22 protein-coding genes and 1 pseudogene are annotated in these 25,248 nt (G+C 68.8%); 6 read left to right on the top strand and 17 right to left on the bottom strand.

Translation table 11 applies throughout. From position 1 onward, the window contains the following. Positions 1-160: 160 nt before the first annotated feature. Positions 161-478, bottom strand: coding sequence for a ferredoxin (gene fdxA / locus ACZ43N_RS38340; RefSeq protein WP_004926152.1), 318 nt, complete (start codon positions 476-478; stop codon positions 161-163). Between the two features lie 140 nt (positions 479-618). On the opposite strand from fdxA, the gene ACZ43N_RS38335 reads away from it, so the two are divergent. Both ACZ43N_RS38335 and ACZ43N_RS38330 read left to right on the top strand, forming a co-directional pair. Continuing rightward, entirely contained in the window at positions 619-1,671 is a 1,053-nt protein-coding gene (locus ACZ43N_RS38335) for a GNAT family N-acetyltransferase (RefSeq protein WP_468103919.1), read from the top strand. A gap of 17 nt (positions 1,672-1,688) precedes the next feature. Further along, positions 1,689-2,540 carry a transglutaminase family protein gene (locus tag ACZ43N_RS38330; protein ID WP_468103917.1) on the top strand — a complete coding sequence of 284 codons (852 nt, stop codon included), beginning with the start codon at positions 1,689-1,691 and terminating at the stop codon, positions 2,538-2,540. A gap of 253 nt (positions 2,541-2,793) precedes the next feature. Here ACZ43N_RS38330 and ACZ43N_RS38325 read toward each other — a convergent pair. The 5 genes and pseudogenes from ACZ43N_RS38325 to ACZ43N_RS38305 all read right to left on the bottom strand — a co-directional run. After that, positions 2,794-3,135 (bottom strand): annotated as a pseudogene (locus ACZ43N_RS38325) (ATP-binding cassette domain-containing protein); the annotation flags it as partial. A 111-nt stretch (positions 3,136-3,246) separates the two neighbouring features. Then, on the bottom strand, positions 3,247-5,376 hold the full coding sequence (locus tag ACZ43N_RS38320; RefSeq protein ID WP_468103915.1) for a hypothetical protein: 2,130 nt from the start codon (positions 5,374-5,376) through the stop codon (positions 3,247-3,249). Between the two features lie 160 nt (positions 5,377-5,536). Next, positions 5,537-5,968 (bottom strand): DUF6113 family protein, encoded by a 432-nt coding sequence (locus tag ACZ43N_RS38315; RefSeq protein ID WP_468103914.1) that lies wholly within the window; start codon positions 5,966-5,968, stop codon positions 5,537-5,539. A gap of 64 nt (positions 5,969-6,032) precedes the next feature. Next, on the bottom strand, positions 6,033-6,965 hold the full coding sequence (gene mshB / locus ACZ43N_RS38310) for an N-acetyl-1-D-myo-inositol-2-amino-2-deoxy-alpha-D-glucopyranoside deacetylase (RefSeq protein WP_468103912.1): 933 nt from the start codon (positions 6,963-6,965) through the stop codon (positions 6,033-6,035). A gap of 95 nt (positions 6,966-7,060) precedes the next feature. Beyond that, positions 7,061-7,255, bottom strand: a complete 195-nt coding sequence (locus ACZ43N_RS38305; RefSeq protein ID WP_005480627.1) for a hypothetical protein — start codon at positions 7,253-7,255, stop codon at positions 7,061-7,063. A 225-nt stretch (positions 7,256-7,480) separates the two neighbouring features. Here ACZ43N_RS38305 and ACZ43N_RS38300 point away from each other — a divergent pair, with 225 nt between their 5' ends. After that, complete coding sequence (locus ACZ43N_RS38300) at positions 7,481-9,637, top strand: S9 family peptidase (RefSeq protein WP_468103910.1); 2,157 nt, start codon at positions 7,481-7,483, stop codon at positions 9,635-9,637. Between the two features lie 168 nt (positions 9,638-9,805). Here ACZ43N_RS38300 and ACZ43N_RS38295 read toward each other — a convergent pair whose 3' ends face one another. The 6 genes from ACZ43N_RS38295 to ACZ43N_RS38270 all read right to left on the bottom strand — a co-directional run bounded on the left by ACZ43N_RS38295 (position 9,806) and on the right by ACZ43N_RS38270 (position 15,907). Then, a complete protein-coding gene (locus ACZ43N_RS38295; RefSeq protein ID WP_468103908.1) occupies positions 9,806-10,888 on the bottom strand; it encodes an ABC transporter ATP-binding protein in 1,083 nt (360 codons plus the stop codon). After that, a complete protein-coding gene (locus ACZ43N_RS38290; RefSeq protein WP_468103906.1) occupies positions 10,857-11,864 on the bottom strand; it encodes an ABC transporter ATP-binding protein in 1,008 nt (335 codons plus the stop codon). Before ACZ43N_RS38290 ends, ACZ43N_RS38295 begins: the two co-directional genes overlap by 32 nt. A 9-nt stretch (positions 11,865-11,873) precedes the next feature. After that, a complete protein-coding gene (locus ACZ43N_RS38285) occupies positions 11,874-12,878 on the bottom strand; it encodes an ABC transporter permease (RefSeq protein WP_468103904.1) in 1,005 nt (334 codons plus the stop codon). Next, on the bottom strand, positions 12,871-13,794 hold the full coding sequence (locus ACZ43N_RS38280; protein ID WP_468103903.1) for an ABC transporter permease: 924 nt from the start codon (positions 13,792-13,794) through the stop codon (positions 12,871-12,873). The genes ACZ43N_RS38285 and ACZ43N_RS38280 overlap by 8 nt, the downstream gene beginning before the upstream one ends. 50 nt (positions 13,795-13,844) lie before the next feature. Further along, positions 13,845-15,491 carry a peptide ABC transporter substrate-binding protein gene (locus tag ACZ43N_RS38275; RefSeq protein ID WP_468103901.1) on the bottom strand — a complete coding sequence of 549 codons (1,647 nt, stop codon included), beginning with the start codon at positions 15,489-15,491 and terminating at the stop codon, positions 13,845-13,847. 227 nt (positions 15,492-15,718) lie between these two features. Then, the gene (locus ACZ43N_RS38270) at positions 15,719-15,907 is read right to left on the bottom strand and encodes a hypothetical protein (RefSeq protein WP_468103900.1); all 189 of its coding nucleotides are present in this window, start codon (positions 15,905-15,907) and stop codon (positions 15,719-15,721) included. Positions 15,908-16,147: 240 nt separating this feature from the next. Here ACZ43N_RS38270 and ACZ43N_RS38265 point away from each other — a divergent pair, with 240 nt between their 5' ends. From ACZ43N_RS38265 to ACZ43N_RS38255, 3 genes are all read left to right on the top strand, one after another. Then, the gene (locus ACZ43N_RS38265) at positions 16,148-16,687 is read left to right on the top strand and encodes a SigE family RNA polymerase sigma factor (RefSeq protein ID WP_468103898.1); all 540 of its coding nucleotides are present in this window, start codon (positions 16,148-16,150) and stop codon (positions 16,685-16,687) included. Continuing rightward, positions 16,687-17,496 carry a hypothetical protein gene (locus tag ACZ43N_RS38260; protein ID WP_468103896.1) on the top strand — a complete coding sequence of 270 codons (810 nt, stop codon included), beginning with the start codon at positions 16,687-16,689 and terminating at the stop codon, positions 17,494-17,496. The genes ACZ43N_RS38265 and ACZ43N_RS38260 overlap by 1 nt, the downstream gene beginning before the upstream one ends. Before the next feature lie 372 nt (positions 17,497-17,868). Then, positions 17,869-18,414, top strand: coding sequence for a hypothetical protein (locus ACZ43N_RS38255; protein WP_468103894.1), 546 nt, complete (start codon positions 17,869-17,871; stop codon positions 18,412-18,414). Positions 18,415-18,604: 190 nt separating this feature from the next. Here the strand turns inward: ACZ43N_RS38255 and ACZ43N_RS38250 are convergent, their stop codons facing one another. The 5 genes from ACZ43N_RS38250 to ACZ43N_RS38230 form a co-directional block, all read right to left on the bottom strand. Further along, the gene (locus ACZ43N_RS38250) at positions 18,605-19,744 is read right to left on the bottom strand and encodes an ABC transporter ATP-binding protein (protein WP_468103893.1); all 1,140 of its coding nucleotides are present in this window, start codon (positions 19,742-19,744) and stop codon (positions 18,605-18,607) included. A 13-nt stretch (positions 19,745-19,757) separates the two neighbouring features. Beyond that, entirely contained in the window at positions 19,758-20,819 is a 1,062-nt protein-coding gene (locus tag ACZ43N_RS38245; RefSeq protein WP_468103891.1) for an ABC transporter ATP-binding protein, read from the bottom strand. Positions 20,820-20,828: 9 nt separating this feature from the next. Further along, the gene (locus ACZ43N_RS38240) at positions 20,829-21,809 is read right to left on the bottom strand and encodes an ABC transporter permease (protein ID WP_468103890.1); all 981 of its coding nucleotides are present in this window, start codon (positions 21,807-21,809) and stop codon (positions 20,829-20,831) included. A 95-nt stretch (positions 21,810-21,904) separates the two neighbouring features. Next, positions 21,905-23,713, bottom strand: a complete 1,809-nt coding sequence (locus ACZ43N_RS38235; protein WP_468103889.1) for an ABC transporter substrate-binding protein — start codon at positions 23,711-23,713, stop codon at positions 21,905-21,907. A 112-nt stretch (positions 23,714-23,825) separates the two neighbouring features. Further along, the gene (locus tag ACZ43N_RS38230; RefSeq protein ID WP_468103888.1) at positions 23,826-24,863 is read right to left on the bottom strand and encodes an ABC transporter permease; all 1,038 of its coding nucleotides are present in this window, start codon (positions 24,861-24,863) and stop codon (positions 23,826-23,828) included. Positions 24,864-25,248: the final 385 nt, after the last annotated feature.

Raw genomic sequence — 25,248 nt, 5'->3', positions numbered from 1 at the left:
TTCTCGTACGTACGTTCCCCTACGGCGGGACGCAGGCGTACGTACTGCTCGTACGGCGAACGCCTCGGTCCCGTACGGCGATCATGGTGATCGGGCCGTACGGGACCGAGGCGGCGCTGGACGCGGGCCGCCGGCCGGGCGGGCCCGCGGCGTCGCTGCCTCAGGCCTGCGGCGGCAGGGCGGCGATGAAGGGGTGGTCGCGCTCGATCAGACCGAGCTTGCTCGCACCGCCGGGAGAGCCGAGCTCGTCGAAGAACTCGACGTTCGCCTTGTAGTAGTCCTTCCACTCCTCCGGAGTGTCGTCCTCGTAGAAAATCGCCTCGACCGGGCACACCGGCTCACAGGCACCGCAGTCGACGCATTCATCCGGGTGGATGTAGAGGGACCGCTGACCCTCGTAGATGCAGTCGACCGGGCACTCCTCGATGCACGCCTTGTCCTTGACGTCGACACAAGGCTGCGCGATGACGTAGGTCACGCTGTCGTTCCTCCTCGATAGGGCGCTGGCGGGCCTCCTCAGGCTCCGCCGCCTGGCGCGCGGGAGCGCGGCGTCGTCGATGCCCGCACCTAGTATCTCCGTTCCTGGGCATGATCCGAACAGGAGGGGTGAACTGACCTGTGGAAATCTCTGCCGGAGGACGTCTCGAGATCCGCGTTTCCGCCGCTGACGTGGGAAAACGCGTCTCCGTGCGGCGCGTCGACGAGGATGCCGTCGCGGGTCGGAAATTCACCGACACGGTTGGTGTTCTCACATCATGGGACGACGGCGTGCTGCTGATCACCCGCAGGGACGGGGAGCGCGTGCGGATCGAGGAGTCGTCGCTGGTCGCGGGGAAGGTGGTGCCCGCCGCGCCCGCCCGCCGACGGGGACCCGCGGCCTCGTACCAGGAACTGGCGCGGGTCTCCGCCCGGGCCTGGCAGCCGGTCGAGCGGGAGTCGCTCGGCGGGTGGGAGCTGCGGGCCGCCGCCGGCTTCACCCGGCGCGCCAACTCGGTGCTGCCCCTCGGTGACCCCGGCATACCCCTGCACGAGGCCCTGACGGCCGTACGCGGCTGGTACGCGGCCCGGGGGCTGCCCGCATACATGCAGCTGGCCACCGGCGGCGAAGGCACCCAGGAGCTGCTCTGCGCGGAGGTGGCGGACCGCGGGTGGACCCGGGAGGTCACCGCCGAGCTGTGGATCGGGGGGCTCGCGCCGGTCGCGGACCGGGAGGCGCCCGGGGTGGGGCTGTCCCGGACGGCGGACGAGGCGTGGCTCAGCCGCTACCAGCGCAAGGGGGTCAGCGAGGTCGCGCTGAAGGTGCTCGGCAGCGGGCCCTCGGTGTGGTTCGCGACGGTGCCGGGGGACGAGGGTGCCCCGCCCGCGGCGATCGGGCGGTGCGTCGTGGACGGGCGGTGGGCCGGTTTCGCGGCCGTGGAGGTCGATCCGGGGCGGCGCCGTGAGGGACTCGCGACGACCGTGATGGCCGCGCTGGCCCAGCGGGCGCTGGACGAAGGGGCCTCGGCGGGCTGGCTCCAGGTCGAGACGGACAACGCCGGGGCACGGGCGCTGTACGCGGGGATGGGCTTCGCCGCGCACCACGCGTATCACCACTACCGGGCGCCCGAGGGGGCCGGTGACCCCTCCGGCTTCGGTGGTCGTTCCGGTTCCGAGTCGTATCGATCGTCATGAGCGGGCAGCACCCTGACATGCGTGCCCCACTGCCGCCGGAGCCGGAGCGGGCCGCCGAGGTTCGGCGGCGGTTCGCGGCCGAGGCGCGTGCCGAGCGGCCCGATCTCGCGACGCTGTGCCTGCTGGTGGGGGCCGCGGGCGACGGGGCGCTCAACGAGGCCGGCCTCGACGCGGCGCAGATCGAACTCGACCGGCTCGCGGGGCTGCTGCCCTACCGTCCCGGCGGGCCCCGTGCCTGGGCGCTCGCGCTGGCGGGCCTGCTCGGTGACCGCTGCGGTTTCCGCGGCTCCGCCGCGGACTACCAGCGGCTGGAGTCGTCGTTGCTGCACCGGGTGCTGGAACAGCGGCGGGGGCTGCCGATCCTGTTGTCCGTGGTGTGGATGGAGGTGGCCCGGCGGGCGGGCGCCCCGGTGTACGGGGTGGCGTTGCCCGGGCACTTCGTCGTGGGGTTCGGGCCTGCCGAGGAGCAGGTGCTGGCGGATCCGTTCGACGGGGGGCGGGTGCTCACCGGGAGCGATGCGGAGACGCTGGTCGCCGGTGCGACGGGGGGACCACTGGAGCCGGGGATGCTGCGGCCGGCCGATCCGCTGGACGTCGTGCTGAGGATCCTGAACAACGTGCGGGCTTGGGCCGCCGCCCGGCCGGAGCGGTCGGACGTGGCGTTGTGGGCGATCGAGTTGTCGCTGGCGCTGCCCTCGCATCCGGCCCGGTTGCGGTACGAGCGGGCGCAGCTGCTGGTGCAGCGGGGGGAGTTCCTGCGGGGGGCGGTCGAGTTGGAGGCGTACGCGGATGTGGTGGCGGGGGTGGACGAGAGTGCGGCGGAGCGGGTGCGGCAGCAGGCGGGGGCGGCTCGGGCGCGGCTGAACTGAGGGCGGGGGCGGTTGAGCTGTGGGCGGGGGGGTGGCTGAGGGCCCGGGCCGGTTGAGCTGTGGGCCGGGTGCGTGTTCTCGCCGCGGGGGCCTGGGTCCGTGGACGGCTGCGGGTGCGTCGTGGCCGATCGCGCAGTTCCCCGCGCCCCTGCGCCGGCTGCCCACGGCCGGCGGCTTCCAGGCCCCCGCTGAGTCGCCTCGCCCCTCCGCCGCGCCGCTCTCGCGGGGGTGGGGGTCGATGGCCCGGGGAGGAGCGGACGCGCTGGGCCTGGCCGCCGGAGAGCTTGTCGACCTTGCGGTGGGCGATCCGCGTGACGCCCGCGGGCCAGCACCTGGGACACCGGGTACGGCCCGGGGGTGCAGCGAGCAGGCCGGTCGGCTCGGATCGGCTCGGCTCGGCTCGGCTCGGCGACGGTGACCTCGTCCATGAGGCCGCCCTCGGCAGCATGGCCCCGATGCGGCCCACGACAACGGCCTCATGCGGGCCGGTGCCGAGGACGCGGACCGTGCCGGTGTCGGACCGCCTCCGACCGAGGGAGAGGCCGAGGGTGGTGGACCTGCTCGCGCCGTCCGGGCCCAGCAGGGCCACCGTCTCCGTGTCGGCGGTCCTGAGTCCCGCATGACAGAAGTCGTACCGGGCCCGGTCGCATACGCGGAAAGGGGCACCCGGTGTCCCTCCGGGTGCCCCCTTCCGCGTCGTGCTCCGTCAGGTCGGGTTCGTGTCGATCACGGCGACCCGGTCGGTCTTGCTCTTCAGGGCCAGGCGGAGGGCGCCGTAGACGTCCTTGGCGTTGACCGGGGTCTTCGCTCCGTTGCCCCGGGTGATCAGGACGCCGTCGAAGGTGCCGCCGTACAGCTCCTTCAGTGCCTTCTCGTTGTAGGAGTCGACGAGCTTGCCGTCGACGGCCTTGACGGTGAGGAACTTCCACAGGGAGTTCTCGGGGCTCAGCTTGACGCTGTGCGCGGCGTCCGTCTGCACGGTGACGATGGCGGACATCGCCGGCTGTGCGAACTCCTTCATGAACCGGTCGACCTCGGCCTTGTCGACCGACGGCTCCTTGGCCGTGGTCGGAAGGCTCACGGCGGGGGTCGTGCCGGTCTCGACCTGGGTGCGGTAGGCCTTCTCGACGGCCTCGGAGGACTGGTCCACGGCGAGGCCCTTGCCGGCCTTGCCGTAGACGGCGACGGCCTTGCCGGGCTCGTACTTCACGGTGCCGTCGCTCGCCGAGCCCGAACTGCCCGCGGCGCGCTCCAGCGCGACGCGCAGCTTCTCCTCGTCGACGGGCATGACGGGCTCGACGACCCGCTTCTGCCCGAAGAGGGAGCCGATCACGGAGATCGGGTTGTAGTCACTGACGGCGGCGACGCGGACGGTGTCCTGCATGTCGAACTGGAGACCGGCCTGGTCCGGCCGGAGCGTCACCGTCCCGCCGTCGACCGTGAGCTTCAGCTCCTTGTTCGTGTGGGCGGCGAAGGCCTTGTCCAGCTTGTTGACGGCCTCGTCACGGGTGCCGCCGCCGATGTCGACGCCGAGGACGGTAGTGCCCTTGGGGACGTCGGAGTGGTTCATGAGGAGACCGGCACCGTAGACACCGCCGGCGAGGACGACCACGCCGCCGCCGAGGAGTGCCAGCTTGCTGCGGCCCTTCTTCTTGGCCGGCTTCGCGGCCTTCGCGGCCTTGCCCGCGGCGGGCTTCTGCTGCTGCGCACCGGGGTCGGGCAGCTTCGGCGGGGTGTGCCGGGTCGCGCCGTCGACGCCGCCCGGGCCGTAGGGGGCGCCCTGCGTGCTTGGGGGCACGACGGGGATGCCGCTGGTCAGGGTATGCCCGGAGGGGTTGTCGAGGGGGCCGGGGCCGCCGTAGCCGGGAGCGCCGGAGTCACCGGCGGGACGCTGCGGGGTGAGGACCGCGGTGTCGTCGCTGAGGCCACCGCCGGGGTGGGCGTAGTCCGCGCCGGCCGGGGAGGTGAAGTCGGCGGCGGGGCCGAAGGGGTCGTTCGGGGTCGCGGGCGGGCCGAGGGGGCTGTCACCGGTGACGGGGCCGCCGGTGGGGCCCGCCGGGCCGGAGGGGCCGCCTGTGGCGCCGCTGCCCGAGAAGTACGGCAGGTCCTCGCGGTCGGACGTGGCGGCGGCGAGCGCGGCCGACACGTCGAAGGAGCCGGTGCCGCCGCCGTGGCCGGGAGCCACCGGTCCGGCGCCGGTGGCACCGGGGAGCCCGGCGCCGTTCGTACCGCCGGGCCGGGGGCCGTTCGCGCCGGGGCGCGGGCCGCCGGACTGGGGGGCACCGGGCTGGGTAGCACCGGGGCCGCCGGTCGGCCTGCCTGCGCCGTTGCCGCCGCCGGGACGGGCGCCCGGGCCGCCGGCCACGGCCGCCGCACCGGCGGAGAAGCCGGCGCCGTTGCTGCCGCCCCCGCCGCTGGGTGCCTTGCCCGCGGGGGCGCTCTTGCGTGGCGCGAACCAGTCGCTCGCCGGCTTGTCGTCGGCCGCCGGGGACGGCTCCGGCGCGGGCGCCGGGGTGTTCGTCAGCACGGGCATGGCCGTGGTGCCGGTGGTCTCCGACTCGGAGCCGGCGTCGTCCGCCGGGCCCTCGCCGTCACCGACCGGCTTGCGCACGACGACCGGCGGGATGGGCCGGGACCCGGGGATGTTGATCCGGACCCGGGTCGTCAGTGTGGTCTCGGTCTTGGGGCCGTCCGGCCGCTCGCCTGCGGCCGACCGGGCCGCTTCGGCACCGGCCTCGGTGGCCATGGGTGTGCCGTACGGCGGTGTCCCCGACGGGTACGCGGTGCTGCCGCGCCCATTGGCCCCGGAGGACGAAGTGTCAGTTTCACGACTCAAGGCAGGTTCTCCCGGTTTGCTCCGCCGCCCGTCACGACCTCAACTCAGCGGGCAGCTCGGCGGCGCGCACCACCATACTGGCCACTTCCGGCGCGTATCCCACGACCGCGTGGGAAACCCACACGGGACCCGCACCCCCTGACTGCGGCGAAGTGGTACGTCACTTCCCAAGTCGGGCGCCGGATGCGGTCGGTTGACGCCCCCACCCAAGGGTGGCGCACATCACAGCCACAGCCATGCCGCCGAGCAGGAAGAGATACGAGCCGACTCCCGCGGCGAAGAGGAAGTCGCCCTCCGGGCGGGTGGAGGTCAGCAGGACCACGGAGATCATCCAGCCGGCGGCCGGCGCAACAGCCCCCGCCCTGCCGCCCGTCACCCGGGCGCCACCCAGGAACAGCCCGGCAGCGCCGATCAGCGCCAGCAGCAATCCGAGCGGGAACCATGCTGCTTGGACGAGCCCGCCGGCCACTCCGATCACGGCTCCCAGCAGTAAGAGGCCCAGGTAGGCGGCGATCCGTCCGAGCGAGGGCAGGGTCAACGGCTGGGCGAGCATGCTGCCTTGTCCACCCGCGGGCGGCCGGCTCGGCTTCATCGCGCGCCCGCCTCTCGGCCGCCGCGCGTCCACACCACTCGTTCGTCATACACAGTCGTACGCATCACAGGCCCGTTCCGTTCTGGATCCCCTCGACAGACATGCCGGGGATCCCTTCGAACAAGTCGCTCTCCCGGCTCCCGCCTTCGCGTCTGCCGCGCACCAACTCGTAGTACTCGGTGGTGAGGAGGGGCTGCGCCAGCTCGTTGGAGAGGGCGAAGTAGGGTTCGGCGACCTCGATCTGGGTGGCGTGGGCGCGCATCGCGGCGGCCTTCGCTGCCGCGAAGCCGGTGCCGTCGATCTCGGTGGTGACGATGTGGTCGTCGACCACGCCCGGCACGTCGGTGACGGCGGCGGCCCGAGCGAAGGGGAGCCGTCCGGGTTCCGCGAGGTGGCGGCGGAGCCGGGCGAAGCCCTCGACGATCACTCCGCGCGGCATCCGGTTCCAGTAGACCTTGGCGATCTCCCAGGGGCCGCCCAGGTCGGGGCGGAAGCCGGGGTCGGCGGTCAGGTCGGCGGCGCGCATGGCGACCCGGTGGGCCTGGATGTGGTCGGGGTGGCCGTAGCCGCCGTCCGGGTCGTAGGTCACGAGGACCTGGGGGCGAACCTCGCGGATGACCTGGACGAGGTGGCCGGCGGCCTCGTCGACGTCGGCGGACCAGAAGGCGCCGGGCCGCTCGTTCTGTTCGACGCCCATCATCCCGGAGTCGCGGTAGCGGCCGGGGCCGCCGAGGAAGCGGTGGTCGGTGACGCCGAGTTCCTTCATGGCCTCGGCCAGTTCACCGACCCGGTAGGGGCCCAGGGCGTCGTCGCGGTCGGGCGCGAGATGCGCGAGGTGGGGCGGGATGACCTCGCCCTCCTCACCGAGGGTGCAGGTCACCAGCGTCACCCGCGCTCCCTCGGCCGCGTACTTGGCCATGGTCGCGCCGTTGTTGATCGACTCGTCGTCCGGGTGCGCGTGCACCAGGAGCAGTCGGCGAGCGGGCAGATCGGTCATGGGCCCACCCTACGAGGCGCCCGCTCCGTGCCCGTGCGGGGCGCAGGCATTCACGGGAACGGGTGGGAGGGAGGGCCCGGGGGCGGTCGGAGGTCTCAGAACTTGATGCTGCCGATCATGCCCGCGATGTTGGTGGTCAGCTCGCTGATCGTCGGCGCGATGGTCGAGGAGGCGAGGTAGAACCCGAGCAGGATGCAGATGATCGCGTGTGGTGCCTTCAGCCCTGACTTCTTGATCAGGATGAAGACGATGATCGCCAGCAGCACCACCGCCGAAATCGAGAGTGCCACGGCGGCTCACCTCCAAAAAGTTCCCTGGGACCTGGGGAGTGAAGCAGTTGTCGAACGGCGACGGTGAGGACGTCGTCGGACGATGACGCGGGTGACGCAGTTGTGAATCCGTACAGCGGCCAGCAGGTTCATACCCACTCAGCGGTAGTGATCATAACTATCCAAACGCGCGCATCGATCGGCGCACGGCCGCACAAGGGGGCGCATGGCCAATATGGTCGGGTCATGACGACCGAGCCCGAGTCCTTCCCCCGTCGGCACGCACGGACACAGCGTTTCAGTCTCGGCGCGCCGCGCGCGTTCTCCGTCGCTCCCGATGGTTCCCGTGTCGTGTTCCTGCGCTCCTCGTCCGGTACCGACCGGGCCAACAAACTGTGGGTGCTGGACCTCCCGGACGATGCCGGGCGCAGTGGGACGGGAGTCCCCCCGGCCGGAGGCCTGGAGAGGGTGGCGGCCGACCCGGAGGCGCTGCTGCACGGTTCCTCCGAGGAGTTGTCGGCCGAGGAGCGCGCGCGTCGTGAGCGCAGCCGTGAGGGCGGCGCCGGGATCGTCGGCTATGCCACCGACGCGGCCGTGGAGTTGGCCTCTTTCGCCTTGTCAGGGCGGCTTTTCGTGGCGGAGCTGCGAGCCGGTACGGCACGCGTACTCGATGTGCCGGGACCGGTGATCGACCCGCGCCCCTCCCCCGACGGCCGGTACGTCGCGTACGTCACCCGCGGCACGCTGCGGGTGGTGGAGGCGGAGGGCGGGAACGACCGGGCGCTCACCGAGGAGGGGACGGCGAACGTCACCCACGGTCTGGCGGAGTTCATCGCGGCCGAGGAGATGGGCCGTTCACGCGGCTTCTGGTGGTCGCCCGACTCGGACCGGCTGCTCGTGTCGCGCGTGGACGACACGCCGGTGCGCCGCTGGTGGATCTCGGACCCCGCGCAGCCGGACAGGGACCCGCAGCGGGTGGCGTATCCGGCGGCCGGCACCGCCAACGCGGAGGTACGGCTCTTCGTGACCGACCTGTCCGGGACGCGCACGGAGGTCGTGTGGGACCGTGCACGCTATCCGTATCTGGCGCATGTGCACTGGTCAGCGGCGGGTGCTCCGCTGCTTCTCGTCCAGGCCCGGGACCAGCGCAGCCAGCTGTTCCTGGCGGTGGACCCGGACACCGGGGCGACCCGGATGGTGCACGCCGACGAAGATCCACATTGGCTTGATCTTTTCCCCGGGGTGCCCGCGTGGAGCCCGTCGGGGCAGCTCGTGCGTGTCGCGGACGAGGGCGGCGCGCGGGTGCTGGCGGTGGGCGAACGCCCGCTGACGGGGCCGCAGTTGCACGTCCGGGCGGTGCTGGACGTGTCCGACGACGATGTGCTGGTCTCCGCGTCCGCGGGCGAGGCCGCCGCGGCGCCGGAGATCGGCGAGCTCCACGTCTACCGGGTGAACGAGCTGGGTGTGGAGCGGGTCTCCGAGGAGCCCGGCGTGCACTCGGCGGTGCGTTCCGGCCGTGTGACGGTCCTCGTCTCCGCGACGCCGGGCCGGGCGGGGGCCCAGGCACGGGTCCTGCGGGAGGGCAAGCAGGTGGCCACTGTGGCGAATTGCGCGGAACACCCGGGTCTGTCCCCGCGTGTGCGGTTCACACAGGGGGGCGCACGCCGCGTACCGTGCGCCCTGCTTATGCCGAGGGACTACGACGGCGTCACACCCCTGCCGGTCCTCATGGACCCCTACGGCGGCCCGCACGGCCCCAGGGTGCTGGCGGCGCACAACGCGCACCTGACGTCGCAGTGGTTCGCCGACCAGGGTTTCGCGGTGGTCGTCGCCGACGGGCGCGGCACCCCCGGCCGCTCCCCCGCCTGGGAGAAGGCGATCGACGGTGATCTCACGCTCTCCCTGGACGACCAGGTGGACGCGCTGCACGACCTCGCGCGGTCGCATCCGCTGGATCTGTCCAGGGTGGCGATCCGCGGCTGGTCGTACGGCGGCTGGCTGGCGGCCCTGGCCGTCCTGCGCCGCCCGGATGTCTTCCATGCCGGGATCGCGGGCGCCCCGGTCACCGACTGGCAGCTGTACGACACCCACTACACGGAGCGGTACCTGGGCGACCCTGCGGCGAGCCCCGACGCGTACGCGAGGAGTTCGCTGGTGACGGACGGCGGGCTCACGTCGGCCGCGGAACCGCACCGGCCGCTGATGATCGTGCACGGCACCGCGGACGACAACGTGGTGTTCGCCCACGCGCTGCGGCTTTCCTCCGCGCTCCTCGCGGCCGGCCGCCCGCACGAGGTGCTGCCGCTCTCCGGGGTCACGCACATGACCCCGCAGGAACAGGTGGCGGAGAACCTGCTGCTGCTTCAGGTCGACTTCCTGAAGCGGTCACTGGGTCTGGGATAGCCCCTGAGGGAGCGGGCACGGCAACGGGCCGGGGCGACATGGCGCGCCCCGGCCCGTTTACGGCACCCGCACGGCCGTACGCTGTTCAGCTTCGCGCGTCCGTATATCGGAACGACGTCAGCCAAGTTGCCTGCGTGTTAACGCGATTGGTGTGCGTTTGTATGGCTATCAGGCCCCCTTGGCATGATCGTCCAGCGGTTCCTCCTGGGGCACGAGCTGCTTCTCCTCCGCGAAGTGGCAGGCGGAGTCATGGGCCGCCGGGCCCGATCCGTGCCGGAACTCGGCCGGTACCGCGAGCGGCGGCACCTCCTGTGCGCACGTCTCGCGGGCCTTCCAGCAGCGGGTGCGGAAGCGGCACCCTGACGGGATGTTCGTCGGGGAGGGCACGTCCCCGAAGAGGATGATCCGTTCGCGGTGTTCCCGCGCCTCGGGGTCGGGCAGGGGGACGGCGGACAGCAGTGCCTGCGTGTAGGGGTGGGTGGGGTGGTCGTAGATCTCGGCGTCGCGGCCGATCTCGACGATCCGGCCCAGGTACATCACGCCCACCCGGTCGGAGATGTGCCGCACGATCGACAGGTCGTGAGCGATGAAGACGTAGCTCAGCCCGAACTCCCCCTGGAGCCGCTCCAGCAGGTTGATCACCTGGGCCTGGACGGACACGTCGAGCGCGGAGACCGGTTCGTCGGCCACGATGATCTCCGGCCGGAGAGCCAATCCGCGGGCGATGCCGATGCGTTGGCGCTGACCGCCGGAGAACTGGTGCGGATAGCGGTTGACGTACTCGGGGTTGAGGCCGACCACGTCGAGGAGTTCCTGCACCTTGCGCCGCCGGTCCCCCTTGGGGGCGACCTCGGGGTGGATGTCGTACGGCTCTCCGATGATGTCGCCGACGGTCATCCGGGGGTTCAGGGAGGTGTACGGGTCCTGGAAGACCATCTGGATGTTGCGGCGGACCGCCTTCAGGGCCCTGCCCGAGAGCTTGGTGATGTCCTCGCCCTTGTACTTGATCGACCCGGCCGTGGGCCGCTCCAGGTTGACCAGCATCCTGGCCACCGTCGACTTGCCGCAGCCGGACTCGCCGACGATGCCGAGGGTCTCCCCCGCGCCCAGCGTGAAGTCCACCCCGTCGACGGCCCTGACCGCGCCGACCTGCTTCTTGAACAGAATGCCCTGAGTCAACGGGAAGTGCTTGACCAGTCCACTGACCTCCAGGATCGGATCAACCGTTGACTTGGTCGTCGACTCGGTCATCGAGGTACTCCCTCCAGAAGTGGCAGGCGCTCACCCGGGTGCCGTCCGACGACGTCACGTCGTACAGCGGGGGTACGTCGGTGCGGCACCCGTCGCGGGCCTTCGCGCAACGCGGATGGAAGGCGCAGCCGGGCGGGATGGCGGTGAGGTTGGGCGGGAGGCCCTTGATGGCGTAGAGCTCCTGGCCCTTCTGGTCCAGTCGTGGGATGGAGTCGAGCAGGCCACGGGTGTACGGGTGGGCCGGGGCCTTGTAGATGTCGTGGACGGGGGCGGACTCCACGATGCGGCCGGCGTACATGACGGCGATGCGGTCGGCGACGTCCGCGACGACGCCGAGGTCGTGGGTGATGAGGATGAGGCCCATGTCCAGCTCGCGCCGCAGTTCCGCGAGGAGGTCCATGACCTGGGCCTGGACGGTGACGTCGAGTGCCGTCGTCGGTTCGTCGGCGATGATCAGGGAGGGCTCCAGGGCCAGCGCCATCGCGATCATGATGCGCTGGCGCATACCGCCGGAGAACTGGTGGGGGTAGTCCCGTACGCGTTCCTTCGCGGCGGGGATGCGGACCCGGTCCATCAGCTCCACGGCCTTGGTGCGGGCGTCCTTCTTCGACATGCCCCGGTGCACCACGAACATCTCACCGAGCTGGTCGCCGACGCTCAGCACGGGATTCAGGGCGGAGAGCGCGTCCTGGAAGATCATCGCCATCTCGGCGCCGCGGACCTTCCGGCGTTCGTCCTCCTTGAGCTTCAGCAGGTCCCGGCCCTTGAAGAGGATCTCGCCGCCGGTGATCCGCCCCGGGGGCATGTCGAGGATCCCCATGATCGCCTGTGCGGTGACCGACTTCCCCGACCCGGACTCCCCCAGCACCGCGAGCGTCTGCCCCGCGTCCACCGCGTACTCGACCCCGTTGACCGCCTTGGCGACCCCGTCCCGCGTCCTGAACTCCACCCGCAGATCACGCACTTCGAGCAGCATGACGACGGCTCACCTCAGCTTCGGGTCGAGGGCGTCGCGGACCGCGTCGCCGAGCATGATGAACGCCAGGACGGTGATCGCGAGGGCGCCGGAGGGCCACAGCAGGGCGTGCGGGGCGTTGCGGATGTAGGGCGAGGCGGCGGAGATGTCGATGCCCCAGGAGACGCTCGGCGGTTTCAGGCCGACCCCGAGGTAGGACAGGGTGGCCTCCAGGGCGATGTACGTGCCCAGCGCGATGGTGGCGACGACGATGACCGGCGCCACGGCGTTCGGGGTGATGTGCCGCAGCAGCATCCGGGAGTTGGAGGCGCCGAGCGCGCGGGCGGCCTGCACGTAGTCGTTCTGCTTGGCGGTGATGACGGAGCCGCGGGCGATGCGGGAGATCTGCGGCCAGCCCAGCAGCACCATGAACCCGATCACCGGCCAGACGCTGTTGCTGGTGACCACCGACAGCAGCACCAGACCGCCGAGCACCACCGGGATCGCGAAGAAGACATCGGTGATCCGCGACAGGAACGAGTCGGAGACCCCGCCGAAGAAGCCGGCGAGCCCGCCGAGCACCGACCCCAGAACCGCGACCCCGAGCGTGGCGCAGACGCCGACGGCGATCGAGATCCGCGCCCCGTAGACGGTCCGCGTGTACACGTCGCACCCCTGGCCGTCGAACCCGAAGGGGTGACCCGGCTGCGAGCCCTGCTGGGCCTTGGCGAGGTCGCACTTGAGGGGGTTGCCGGAGGCGATCAGCGACGGCCACAGGGAGATGACGACCAGGAAGAGGATCACGAGCCCCGAGATGATGAAGACGGGGTTGCGACGCAGATCGCGCCAGGCGTCCGACCAGAGGCTGCGGGGCTTGCCCGCCGGGCCGCCGCCGTCCGGGCCGGGCCGCTTCTCCAGGGTCTCCCCCTCGGTGGTGGCCAGGTCCATCGCGCCGCCCATCCCGGTCGCGGCGATCGCCCCGCCCTCGGCGGCGCGCCCCGCGCCGGACACATGCGGCTGCTGCGGCTCAGGCATAGCGGATCCTCGGGTCGAGTACGGCGTAGAGGAGGTCGACGAGCAGGTTGGCGAGGAGGAACACCAGCACGAGCACGGTCACGAAGCCGACGACGGTCTGGGTGTTCTGGCGGAGGATGCCCTGGTAGAGCTGGTAGCCGACGCCGTGGATGTTGAAGATCCGCTCGGTGACGATGGCACCGCCCATCAGGGCGCCGATGTCCGTGCCGATGAAGGTGACGACGGTGATGAGGGAGTTGCGCAGCAGATGCCTGGTGATCACCCGGCGGCGCGGCAGGCCCTTGGCGACGGCGGTGCGGACGTAGTCGGCCCGGCCGTTCTCCGCGATCGACGTACGGGTCAGCCGGGTGACGTAGGCGAGGGAGACGGAGGCGAGGACGAGGCCGGGGACGATCAGCTCGCTGAAGGGCGCATCGGAGGAGACCGACGGGCGGATCCAGCCCCACTCCACCCCGAGCAGCAGCTGGAGCAGCAGACCGGTGACGAAGGTGGGGATGGAGATGACGACCAGCGTGGTCAGCAGGACCCCGGTGTCGACGGGCCGGCCGCGCCGCAGACCGGTGACGACGCCGAGGGTGATCCCGATGACGACCTCGAAGAGGATCGCGACGATTGTCAGCCGGATGGTGACCGGGAAGGCGGAGGCCATCAGCTCGGTGACCTCCTGCCCGTTGAACGCGGTGCCGAAGTCGCCGGTGAAGACGTTGCCCATGTAGGTCAGGTATTGCTGCCACACGGGCTTGTCGAGGCCGAACTCCCTGCGGAGCTGGGCGGCCGTCGCCGGGTCGCACTCCCGGTCGCCGCACAGGCCCGCGACGGGGTCACCCATCACGTTCACCATCAGGAAGATCAGGAGGGTGGCGCCCACGAAGACCGGGATCATCTGCAGCAGACGCCGGACCACATACCGTCCCATGCGGACTCCGGGGGTAGTGGACGGGCGCCGGGGCACCCGCCCGGAGCGGCTCAGCTGACCTTGATCTGGTCGTACACCGGCACGCTGAACGGGTTCAGGGACACGTTGGACAGCCGCTCCGAGTAGCCCGCGCTGCCGTTCTGGTACCAGAGCGGGATGGCGGCCATGTGGTCCCGGACGACCTCCTCGGCCTGCTGGAACTTCTGCACCGCCTTCGCCGTGTCCTGCTCGGCGTTGGCCTCGTCGATGAGCCTGTCGAATTCGGCGTTGGACCACTCGCCGTCGTTGGAGGAGGCGTTGGTGTAGTACAGCGGCTGAAGGAAGTTCTGGATGAGCGGGTAGTCCATCTGCCAGCCGGCGCGGAACGGGCCGCTCATCTTCCGCTGGGCGATCTGGTTGCGGTAGTCGGCGAAGGTCCCGACCGGGTTCCCCACGCACGCCTTGTCGTTGTCGAGGGCGTTGTTGATGGAGTTGCAGACCGCGTCGACCCACTGCTTGTGGGAGCCGGTGTCCGCGTTGTATGTGATCTTGACCTGGCCGCCGGGGAGTCCGCCGCCCTCCCGGATCAGCTTCTTCGCCGCGTCCGCGTCGTACTCGCAGGCGTCACCGCACAGGCCCCTCTTGTAGCCGCCGTCCTCGCCGAGGACCGGTGAGGTCGAGTCGGTGGCGGGGGTGCGGGTCTTCTGGAAGATGGTCTCGGTGATCTGCTCGCGGTCGATCGCGCGGGACAGGCCCTCGCGGACCTTCTCCATGCCGGGCTTGTTCCAGGCCTCGTCGTAGAACGGGAAGGACAGGGTCTGGATGATGCCGGCCGGGGTGTTGATGTACCGGTCGCCGAGGTCGGCCCGGACGTTCTTCAGCTGGGCGGCGGGGACGTCGTCGACGAGGTCGAGGTTGCCGGCCATCAGGTCGGTGTAGGCGGTGTTGTTGTCCGTGTAGACCTTCAGGTCCACTCCGCCGTTCCGGGCCTTGTCCTGACCCGGGTAGTCGTCCCACCTGCGGAGGGAGAGCTGCGAGCCCTTGGTGTACGACTGCACGGCGTACGGGCCGTTGCCGACGGGCTTGCTCAGCCAGGCGTCGTGGTCGGTGAAGAACGCCTGGGGCAGGGGGGCGTAGGCGTTGTAGCCGAGGGTGTCGGGGAAGGTCGAGAACTTCTGCTTCAGCGCGACGGTGAACGTCCTGTCGTCGACGACCTTCAGGCCGGAGAGGGTGTCGGCGGTCTGCTTGCTGCCGTCGTCGGGGTGGGTCTTGTCGTAGCCCTGGATGTACTCGAAGAAGTACGCGTTCTTCTGGTTGTTCTTGAGGCTGGCCCCGTAGTTCCACGCGTCCACGAACGACTTCGCGGTGACCTTCTCGCCGTTGCTGAAGGTCCAGCCGTCCTTGATGGTGATCGTGAAGTTCTGCGAGTCCGTGGTCTCGATCTTCTCGGCGAGCATGTCCTCGGCCTCGCCGGTCTTGGCGTTGTACCGCTTCAGCCCGCGGAAGATCATGTCCAGCACCTTGCCGCCCTGCACCTCGTTGGTGTTGGCCGGCTCCAGCGGGTTCTGCGGGTCACCCCAGGAGGAGCTGAGCACCGCGCCGCTGTTCCCAGCGCCGCTGCTGCCGCCGCCGTCGTCGTCCCCACCGCCACAGCCGGTCGCGGCGAGCGCCACGACCGCCGTGCCGGCAATCCATCGGGCGTGCGTGGCTCCACGCATGGGGTGCCTCCTCGTACGTGCGCGAGTGCGCTCAGGACAGCGCGGCCGCGATGATCCATTACCGGTCAATATCGACCGATAACACGCATGACGCACATCACGCGGCCCGTCCGGGGGAACGCATCCAGCCGGATGTACTCACTCATTGCCTCCAGGGCCCTTCCGATGGATTTCCGCGGCGTCGCGGCGTCCGGCACGCCCTCTCGCCGCACCACGGTCGGGGTGGGTCATGTCTGCACCCCCACCCGCCGGGCACTGCCTGTGCGCAGGGAGGCCCGGCCCGGAGTCCCACCCTTGTCGCGGTCGAGGAAGGCGTGCAGGGCCGTGGACGTGGTGGCTATGAGGGTCTCAGGGCCCGTGCTCTGGCGGAGGTAGGAGTGGCTGGTGGCGGGGGCGGCGGATTCAGTTCGCGGCACCAGCTTCACTGGAGCCGGGGCCTTCAACAGAACGCGGTACAGAACCGCGGTAGGAGGCCGAGCGACCCCTCGGTCACATAGACGTCCGGGCGACGCTTCCGGGTCGATGGCGGACAGCGCGGCCCCGGCCAAAGTAGCGACCGAAGTGGGCACCGGGGCGGAGGGGCTGCGAAGAATCTTCAGAACCGAGGCAACGGTCTTACCCGCCCATGGACTCTATGGGTCATCAAGGAGGTGCCCATGGGGGATCAGAAGAAGACTCGGGACGAGGAGTTCCAGAGCTTCGTCATCGGCTGCTGGCCGCGGTTGCTGCGTACGGCTTTCCTCCTCTCCGGTGAACAGCATGCCGCGGAGGACCTGGTTCAGTCGACGCTGGAACAGGCGTACCTGGCGTGGCGCCGCGTCTGCTCGGCCGATGAGCCCGAAGCGTACGTACGGCGCATGATGATCAACGCACATGCCCGCAGACATCGCAGACGTCTTAAAGAGTTTCTGTCGGCCAAAGGCGACTCCGACCTTACGCACGAACCGCGCGACACCGGCGATCCGATCAGCCAGGCCGACAACCGCAGCACGCTGCTCAAGGCACTCACTCAACTACCGCCACGTCAGCGGCAGGCGGTGGTCCTCCGCTACTGGGAGGACCTGACCGAAACGCAGACAGCGCAAGCCATGGGCTGCTCGGTGGGAGCGGTGAAGAGCAACTCGGCCAAGGGAATCGCGAAGCTCCGTGCTGTACCAGGCCTGGATGAAGCGATGACGAGCGAAGGGCGGAAGTGATGAACGCGGGCGGGCAGGAAAACCACGACATGACCCACAGGGACATCTCCCTCCTTCTGGCGGACGCCGCGGCCGGGGTCGAGATCAGCATGGCCCCGGTCCACGTGATGCTTCGCAACGGCCGACGCCTCAGAACCCGCCGCTGGGCGGTGGCGGCAGCCGCGGCCCTGGTGCTCGCGGGCACAACGGTGTCGCTCGCGGTGACGGGGCTGCAGGAAGGAGACGGGAGGCGAGGCGCACATGTGGCGACACAGGCGCCGACGTCCGAGGAGCGGAATGTGAACTCCGCCCGTCGGACCGTGCTGGGGAGCGGAACCGTCCAGGGCGAGCAATGGCAGGTGTTTATCGACGTGTGGGAGGCACCGCACAACGAGGAGGAGGCCCGCGCGCAGTTGGCGGCGATGGAAGAGAGCAAAGAGGACCCTGTAGTTGACCGGCCGGCCGAACTGATCGGCAAAAAGGCGTTCTTCGTGTGGCGGAGAGTTGGGAGCAAGAGCGACATCGCGGTGTTGGACGTGTTCACAAAGGAGTCCACCCAGTCGGGCACCGACATCGAGTCCTTCTCCTTCAAGCTGGAAGGTCCCAAGAGTCCTTTCCACCTGGTCATCGGCCACGTGGCCAAGACTGCCCAGCGCGTCACCTGCACCTGGAAGGACGGCACGACCACCGAAGTCCGGCGAGCCACCGCAGGACAGGACACTGTCGACGGAGAGACCGAGATCCGGTCGGCCGCGGGGTCCCCTGTGGACTGGTTCGTGTGCCTGGCACCGAAGGGCAAGGCATACCTGTCGGCGGACGTCCCGGAGTAGCAGGATGAGAGTTCCGGGGCCCATGGCTCCGAGGCAGTCTCAAGCCGATGGCCGACTGCTGCGCCTCGCCTCATGCGCCGCGATCCCGAACTGCGGGCAGGCATCCTCGGGGCGCTCGACGGCCCCCGGGTCAGAGAAGACCGTACGCAATAACGCCTCTTCGGTCTTCAGCAGCATCGGCGTGACCAGCCAGGCACAGGCCGCCGTCCGCGCCCACGCGGGCGGTTAACGACCCCTGTCACATTGTGCCCGCTTGCAGAGGCAGGCAGGGGCGAGCCACACCAAACTCATCGGCACGACATGCCCACCTCAAACCGTCCCCTTTCACCATCCATGGAGGCCACCATGCGTACTTGTAGAGTCGCGTCACTGTTGTTCGCCCCCGCCCTAGCGGTCGGAGTCCTGGGCGGAGCCTTCCCTGCCGCGGCGAAGGACCAAGGCTTCTCACCGAATTCGGCTCCCTTCGGTAAACCCTGCGAGCCGGGCTACGACTACGAACCCACGTCGACGAAGAGGGCCGTGGCGGCACAAGGGAAGGGGAGCCTCAAGCATGTAGGCATCACGATGGCCAATTACAACGGTGGGACGCGGACCATGACTTCCGTCTTCACGACCGAAGCAGAAGGCGAAGTCGGCATTTCCGTCAGCGGCAAACTGAAGGCAAAGGCCTCCGTCGTGGTCGCCGAGATCGAGCAGGAGTACGGCGTGGACGTCTCCGTGAAGCTCAAGGCCAAGATAGGTAACCAAATCAGAGTGAAGACGCCGCCCAAGAAGACCAGCTACGCCCGCTACGGCATCTTCAGGCTGAAGGTGAACGGATACAGCCAGTACATCTACGCGAACTGCACCAAGGGAAAGAAGATCAAGTCAACGATCTACACACCCCACGTCCTTGGCTGGAAGACGTGGAACCGCTGACCCGTTCGGTCCGCGTGCTACTCATGGGGCAGCGATAGGGGGATGACGCCCCTCCAACTCGCCTGGGCGTACTGAGGATAGAAGCGCAAGTAACTTCAGATCGAGTTTCGTGCCTTCAGGCCCGCCGACAACGAATGTCCGGGCGCAGAGTTCTCCGACTCTGCGCCCGGACTCCCGGTTCAACCAGGTGTCAGTCCTTGCTGAGTTTCTTCCCCGTCTCAGCTTCCTCCTCCAGCGCCTTCAGCGCCGGGTCGAGCACGACGTCCTCGGCACGGGCCTCCGTCGTCGGCTCCTCCGGGAAATGGCAAGCCGTCAGATGGCCGTCACGGTTCCCGGAGAGCTGGACCAGCGGCGGCTCCTCCGTGGCGCACTTGTCCTGCGCCTTCCAGCACCGGGTGCGGAAGCGGCAGCCGGACGGCGGCGAGATCGGCGAGGGAACGTCGCCGTAGAGCCGGATCCGCTCCTTGCCGTTACCCTCTTCACCCTCCACCGTGACCTCCGGCACGGCCGAGAGCAGGGCGTGGGTGTAGGGGTGCCGGGGCCGCTTGTAGATCGAGTCACGGTCGCCGACCTCGACCACCTTGCCGAGGTACATCACCGCCACACGCTGCGAGAAGTGCCGCACGATCGCGAGGTCGTGGGCGATGAACACAAAGGCGATGCCCAGTTCCTGCTGCACCTTCTGCAGCAGGTTCACCACCTGCGCCTGGATGGAGACGTCCAGCGCGGAGACCGGCTCGTCGGCGACGATCAGCTTCGGGTTCAGTGCGAGGGCCCGGGCCACGCCGATGCGCTGCCGCTGACCGCCGGAGAACTCGTGCGGGAAGCGGTTGTAGTGCTCCGGGTTGAGACCCACGAGCTCCAGCAGCTCACGGACCTTCTTCTCCCGGCCGCCCTCCGGCTCGATCCCGTTGACCTCCATCGGCGACTTGATGATCGTGCCGACCGTCTGGCGCGGGTTGAGCGAGGAGTACGGGTCCTGGAAGATCATCTGGATCTCGGACCGCACGGGGGCGAGCTGCTTACGCGAGGCGTGCGTGATGTCCTGGCCCGCGTAGGTGATGGAGCCGCTGGTGGGCTCCAGCAGACGCGTGATGAGCCGACCGGTGGTCGACTTGCCGCAGCCGGACTCGCCGACCAGGCCGACGCTCTCGCCGACACCGACGGTCAGATCGACGCCGTCGACCGCCTGTACGGCGCCGACCTTGCGCTTGATCGGGAACCCACCGTAGATCGGGAAGTGCTTGGTCAGCCCCTTGACCTCGAGGAGGGTCTCCCTGGAGGTGTCGACGGGGCCCTGCTGTGCGGGGAGGGTGAGGTTGTCGCTCATGTCTCGGTTCTCCCTAGCGCAGCCTGGGCTGGATCTGGTCGATGAAGATGGTCTGCTTCTGCTCGGCCGTCAGATGGCAGGCAGCGGCACGGCCCTCGGCGAGCGGCGGCCGCGCGTCCGTGCAGAGGGTGCCCGGCACCTCGCTCTTGAAGGCGCAGCGCGGGTTGAAAGGACAGCCCGAGGGCGGGTTGAGCAGCGACGGCGGGCTGCCCGGGATCGGCGTCAGCGCCTGGTGGATGTCGCTGTCCAGCCGCGGCATGGAACTCAGCAGACCCCACGTGTACGGGTGCCGCGGGTCGCCGAGCACCTCCTTCACGCTGCCGCGCTCCACGGCCCGGCCCGCGTACATCACCAGCAGGTCGTCGGCCATCTGCGAGATGACGCCGAGGTCGTGGGTGATGAAGATGATCGCGGAGCCGAACTCCTGCTGAAGGTCCTTCAGCAGGTCGAGGATCTGCGCCTGGACCGTCACGTCCAGTGCGGTGGTCGGTTCGTCGGCGATGAGCAGATCGGGGTCGCACATCAGCGCCATGGCGATCATCGCGCGCTGGCGCATACCGCCGGAGAACTGGTGCGGGTAGTCGTCGAAGCGCACCTTGGGCTGCGGGATGCCGACCTTCTCCAGCATCTGCACGGCCCGGTCCCGAGCCTCCTTCTTGGAGGCTCCCGTGTGCTTCATGTACGGCTCGGACAGCTGCCGGCCCACCGTGTAGTACGGCGAGAGCGCCGTCAGCGGGTCCTGGAAGATCATCGCCATCTTGTTGCCGCGGAGCTTCTCCAGCTCGTTCTCACGGGCGGTGACGAGCTCCTGGCCCTCGAGCAGGATCTCGCCGTCGATCGTGGCGAACTGCGGGTTGTGCAGACCGAGGATGGTCAGGTTCGTCACCGACTTGCCGGAACCCGACTCACCGACGATGCCGAGGGTCTTCCCCCGCTCCAGGTCGAAGCTGAGCCCGTCGACGGCCTTGACGATGCCGTCCTCGGTCTTGAACCGGACCCGCAGGTCGCGCACGGAGAGAAAGGCCCCGGCGTCGGCCGAGGAGGGAGCCCCCGATTCCTTGGTCAGAGTGGTCACAGAAAGCTCCTAGGACAGCCGCACGCGCGGGTCGATGAAGGCGTAGCACGCGTCGACGATGATGTTGAACAGAAGGATCATGGCGGCCGAGAACAGCATCACACCGAGCAGCAGGGGCAGGTCGCTGAAGTTCACGGCCTCCACCGCCAGCATGCCGAGGCCCGGCAGGCCGAAGGTGTACTCGGTGATGATCGCGCCACCCAGCAGCGCCCCGATGTCGATGCCGAAGATCGTCACGATCGGGATGAGGGAACCGCGCCAGGCGTAGCGGAAGAAGACGTAGCTCCGGGACATGCCCTTGGCGCGGGCCGTCCGAACGTGCTCCTCCTGGAGCTGCTCGATCATCGACGAACGCGCCATACGAGTGTACTGAGCGGCGAAGATCGTCGAGAGCACGGCCCAAGGGATGATCAGCCCGGTGAACCAGGCGGCCGGGTTGTCGGTGATGTTCGTGTACTTGGGCTGGTCGAACAGGTGCATCTGGAAGACGAGGATGGCGAGCGCGAGCGGGCCGAGGAAGTAGATCTGCATGGAGCTCAGAACCATGGAACCCGCGGTGAACGTCTTGTCGAGGACCGTACCGCGCTTCCACGCGGCGACCAGGCCCGCTCCGAGGCCGACGATCAGGAAGAGGATCGAGGCACCGATGGCCAGCGAAATCGTGGTCGGCAGGCGGTCGATGAGGGTCGACCAGACGTTTTCCTTCGTGTGGTACGAGTAGCCGAAGCAGGGCGCCGGGCAGGGGCCCTGGGCGAAGTCGTCGCGGCCCGCGATCAGGCCGCTCAGGAAGATCCAGAACTGCTCCGGGATCGACTTGTCGATGCCGAGTGTCTGGTGGATGTTGGCCAGCGCGTCCGGAGTGCAGGTCTTGCCGCACATCAGCAGCGCCGGATCACGTGGCATGCCGAAGAAGAGCAGGAACGCGACCACGGTCAGCAGGACCAGGATCACGGCGGAGCCGAGAGTCCGGCGGAGGATGAAGCGCAGCATCAGAAAGCAGCTTTCGGGCGGGGGAAGCCTGGGCGGGCCAGGGGCGCCCCGTCGCGGGACGGGGCGCCCATCAGCACCTTGAGGGGTGGGAGGTGTTACTTCACGAACAGCCTGCGCGGGTCGACGCCACCGAGGACGTCGTCGTACACGAGGCCGCCGATCTTCGACCCGGCGATCTGGGTCTGCTTGTAGTACGCCGTCGGAACGTTGGAGACAACTTCCTTCACGATGTACTCGTTGACCTTGTTCCACTCCTCCGCGGCCTTGACCGGGTCCGTGATCTTGTTGATCCGGTCGATGTCCGCGTTGACCTTGTCGTCATTGATGTGCGAGTAGTTCGAGGCGCCGTCCTGGATCTGGCGGCCGTCGTACAGCGGCGGGATCACGGTCGAGGCGCTCGGCCAGTCGGCACCCCACGCGGTGTGGAAGATGTCGTAGTTGTTCTTGACCTTGCTGACCTGGTCGTAGTACGTCTCGGCCGGGATCTCCTGGCGCTGGACGTCGAAGCCGGCCTTCTTCAGCCCGGCCGCCATGGCGGTCGAGTACTGCTGGCCCTCAGGGGTGTTGATGTAGCCGAAGGTGAGCTTCATGCCCTCCTTGCCGGCTTCCTTGAGCAGCGCCTTGGCCTTCGCCGGGTCACCGGCCGGCTTCTTCTTCTTGCCGAACGGGTCGAACTTGGCGTTGTAGCCGGAGACGGTCGGGCTGATCAGACCGCCGGCGACCTCCATGGCCTGCGCACCACCGTAGGCGCGGACGAAGGGCGTGACGGGCAGCGCGTACGCGATGGCCTCACGGACCTTCTTGTCCTGCATCTCCTTCTGGGACAGGTTGATGTTCATCTGGCCCACGTACGGCTGGTAGCCGGAGACCACGCGGCCCTTCAGCGAGGCGTCGGCCAGCACCTTGGACAGGTTGCCCGCGTCGACCTGGTTGTTGAAGCTGATCGAGGTCGCGTTCTCGCCGGAGTCGTCGAGCAGCGCCTTGGTGGAGTCCTCGAACTGCTTGTTGAAGACGAAGTTGAACTGGTCGACGTACTGGTGACGGATCGGGTCCGTCTTCGCGTCCCAGTTGTCGTTCTTGACCAGCGTCATGGACTTGCCGGACTTGAAGTCCTTGATCTTGTACGGACCGGCCGTCATGGGGGCCTTGTCGTACTTCTCCTTGGTGTCCTTCTTCTCGGACACGAGGGCGTAGCCCGCCATGGCGAGCGCGTACGGCAGGTCCGGCTTCGGCTCCTTGAACTTGAAGACGACGGTCTTGTCGTCCGGCGTCTCAAGGATGCTGTCCGGCAGGTGCTTGCCCTTGTACGGGCCGTCCTTGAGGAGCTTGCGGTACTCGGTGCCCGGGGTGTTGGCCAGCCACTGCTGTATGTAGGTGGGGCCGTTGGTGACGAACGGGGCGAAGAGGCGCTCGAAGGTGTGACGCACGTCCTTCGACGTGATCTCGGAGCCGTCGGCCCACTTCACGCCGTCCTTCAGCGTGAACTTCCAGGTCTTGCCGCCGTCAGTGGTCGTGCCGCTGTCGGTGGCGAGGTCGCCGACGACCTCGTGCTTGGAGCCGTCGTCACTGGTGGCCTTGTAGCCCGTCAGACCACGGTGCAGGATCGAGGACAGGGAGCCCTCGTCGGAAACGTAGACCTGGGCCGGGTCGAGGTGGGCGTAGCTGTCCCTCTGAAGGACCGTCACCGTGCCACCGGGCTTGGCGCCGGGGACGTCGGCGGCCGGGCCGGTCGACGCCTTGGCGTCGCCGAACTCGATGCTGGACTGCTGCCGGGCGGCGTTCTCCTTGTCCTTGTTGTTGCTGGTCCCTTCCTTGCTGCCGCCTTCGCTGCAGCCCGTGAGCGCGAGTGCTCCGGCCGCGAGCATGGAGATGGCGGCGTACGCGTGGCGTCCACCCTTACCCATCACTTGGTTCCCACCCATCTATCTGTCACAAGTGCGATGAAATGAAGTGCCAGCCGATGCCGCGACGATGCCGCCCCGGCTGGTTCGGGCGAGGATGCCCATTCAGTCCCGGTCAGCGAGCCGTCTTGGGGTCGAAGGCATCGCGGACCGAGTCCCCGAGCAGGTTGAACGCCACGATGAAGATGATCATGGAGATACCCGGGAAGAACATGTAGGTGATGTCGTTCTGCATCACGAGTTCGGTCGACGCCTTGGAGAACATCTGGCCCCAGTCAGGCGTCGGCTCGACGATTCCCACGCCGAGGAACGACAGACCGGCCTCCGCCGTGACGAAGGCGGGGAGCATGTACGTCGACTGCACCAGGATCGGCGTGACGACGTTCGGGAGGATCTCCTTGCGAATGATCCGCCAGGGGGACGCCCCGCTCACCTTTGCGGCTTCGATGAACTCGCGTCCGGCGAGGGAGAGCGTGGTGCCGCGCAGGATGCGGGCGAGACTCATCCAGCCGAGGAACCACTGCACCGCGATCAGTGCCACCACCCGGACGTAGACCGGCGTCTCGTCCTTGGGGTCCACGAAGAGCGAGACCACGACCGGCATGCTCGCGATGAAGAACAGCTGCGAGGGGAAGGCGAGCAGGAAGTCGACCAGCCGGCTGATGGCGAAGTCCACCTTGCCGCCGAGGTAGCCCGCCGCGACACCCAGCAGGACGCCGGTGAGCACGGTGGCGATGGTGACCGCGACGGAGATGCCGAGGGAGTTCCTGATGCCGTACAGCAGCTTGGTGAAGACGTCGTAGCCGTTGCCCGGCTCCAGGCCGAACCAGAACTCGCCGCTGATGCCACCGTTGGGCTGAAGCGGGACACCCGCGCTGTCGAACAGTTCCGGGCGCTCGTCGGCGTACACCGTGAACGGGTCCTTGCCGTACAGCTTCGAGATGACCGGCGCGAGCAGGCCGATCACGATGAAGAAGAGGACGATGCAGGCGGACGTCACTCCTGCGCGGTCCCGCTTGAAGCGGATCCACATCAGCTGGCCGGGGGAGCGACCGACGAGTTCCTTGACCTGGACAGTCTCGGTCGTCGCCGCCAGTTCGGGGTCCAAGGCGACCGCGGGCCCGGAGCCCTCGGCCTTGGTTGGACTGGTCATGTGTGTTCTTCCCCCGGGGGGTTGGAGAGTTGAGCGCAGCACAGATCCGGCTACCGGCGGGTTCTGCGTTTTGGGGGAACTTTCGCCAAGCGAGTCAACGCGCGTCAAGGGCGGAAGACATAGGGATCTCCCTACCGTCCATATTTTGAGCAAAAATTGCAAAGATTGACACCTACGCGCGCTTGACAGACGAGATGGAAGAGCGACGAATCGGACATTCGGTGAAGGATTTTTGTTTACATGTCCGAAACTTGATCGCTGCATCTCCGATATCCGAACAGCGGTTCACAGCACACAGACAGTCGGCTGAAGGGTTCGAGACGCGCTGCCGGCTTTCACCTTCACTCCCTCACGAGCGCCGCCGGATCCCCCTCCTTTGCACAGA

The organism is Streptomyces sp. NPDC030814, from assembly GCF_055572155.1.
This window is presented reverse-complemented; position numbering and strand designations above follow the sequence as displayed.

What these genes read in the sequence shown, in the direction of transcription:
- ACZ43N_RS38330 (WP_468103917.1), top strand. Translation starts at nt 1,689, where the DNA reads ATGCGTGCCCCACTGCCGCCGGAGCCGGAGCGGGCCGCCGAGGTTCGG.
- ACZ43N_RS38315 (WP_468103914.1), bottom strand. Translation starts at nt 5,968, where the DNA reads ATGAAGCCGAGCCGGCCGCCCGCGGGTGGACAAGGCAGCATGCTCGCC.
- mshB (WP_468103912.1), bottom strand. Translation starts at nt 6,965, where the DNA reads ATGACCGATCTGCCCGCTCGCCGACTGCTCCTGGTGCACGCGCACCCG.
- ACZ43N_RS38300 (WP_468103910.1), top strand. Translation starts at nt 7,481, where the DNA reads ATGACGACCGAGCCCGAGTCCTTCCCCCGTCGGCACGCACGGACACAG.
- ACZ43N_RS38295 (WP_468103908.1), bottom strand. Translation starts at nt 10,888, where the DNA reads ATGACCGAGTCGACGACCAAGTCAACGGTTGATCCGATCCTGGAGGTC.
- ACZ43N_RS38290 (WP_468103906.1), bottom strand. Translation starts at nt 11,864, where the DNA reads ATGCTGCTCGAAGTGCGTGATCTGCGGGTGGAGTTCAGGACGCGGGAC.
- ACZ43N_RS38285 (WP_468103904.1), bottom strand. Translation starts at nt 12,878, where the DNA reads ATGCCTGAGCCGCAGCAGCCGCATGTGTCCGGCGCGGGGCGCGCCGCC.
- ACZ43N_RS38280 (WP_468103903.1), bottom strand. Translation starts at nt 13,794, where the DNA reads ATGGGACGGTATGTGGTCCGGCGTCTGCTGCAGATGATCCCGGTCTTC.
- ACZ43N_RS38275 (WP_468103901.1), bottom strand. Translation starts at nt 15,491, where the DNA reads ATGCGTGGAGCCACGCACGCCCGATGGATTGCCGGCACGGCGGTCGTG.
- ACZ43N_RS38265 (WP_468103898.1), top strand. Translation starts at nt 16,148, where the DNA reads ATGGGGGATCAGAAGAAGACTCGGGACGAGGAGTTCCAGAGCTTCGTC.
- ACZ43N_RS38260 (WP_468103896.1), top strand. Translation starts at nt 16,687, where the DNA reads ATGAACGCGGGCGGGCAGGAAAACCACGACATGACCCACAGGGACATC.
- ACZ43N_RS38250 (WP_468103893.1), bottom strand. Translation starts at nt 19,744, where the DNA reads ATGAGCGACAACCTCACCCTCCCCGCACAGCAGGGCCCCGTCGACACC.
- ACZ43N_RS38240 (WP_468103890.1), bottom strand. Translation starts at nt 21,809, where the DNA reads ATGCTGCGCTTCATCCTCCGCCGGACTCTCGGCTCCGCCGTGATCCTG.
- ACZ43N_RS38235 (WP_468103889.1), bottom strand. Translation starts at nt 23,713, where the DNA reads ATGGGTAAGGGTGGACGCCACGCGTACGCCGCCATCTCCATGCTCGCG.
- ACZ43N_RS38230 (WP_468103888.1), bottom strand. Translation starts at nt 24,863, where the DNA reads ATGACCAGTCCAACCAAGGCCGAGGGCTCCGGGCCCGCGGTCGCCTTG.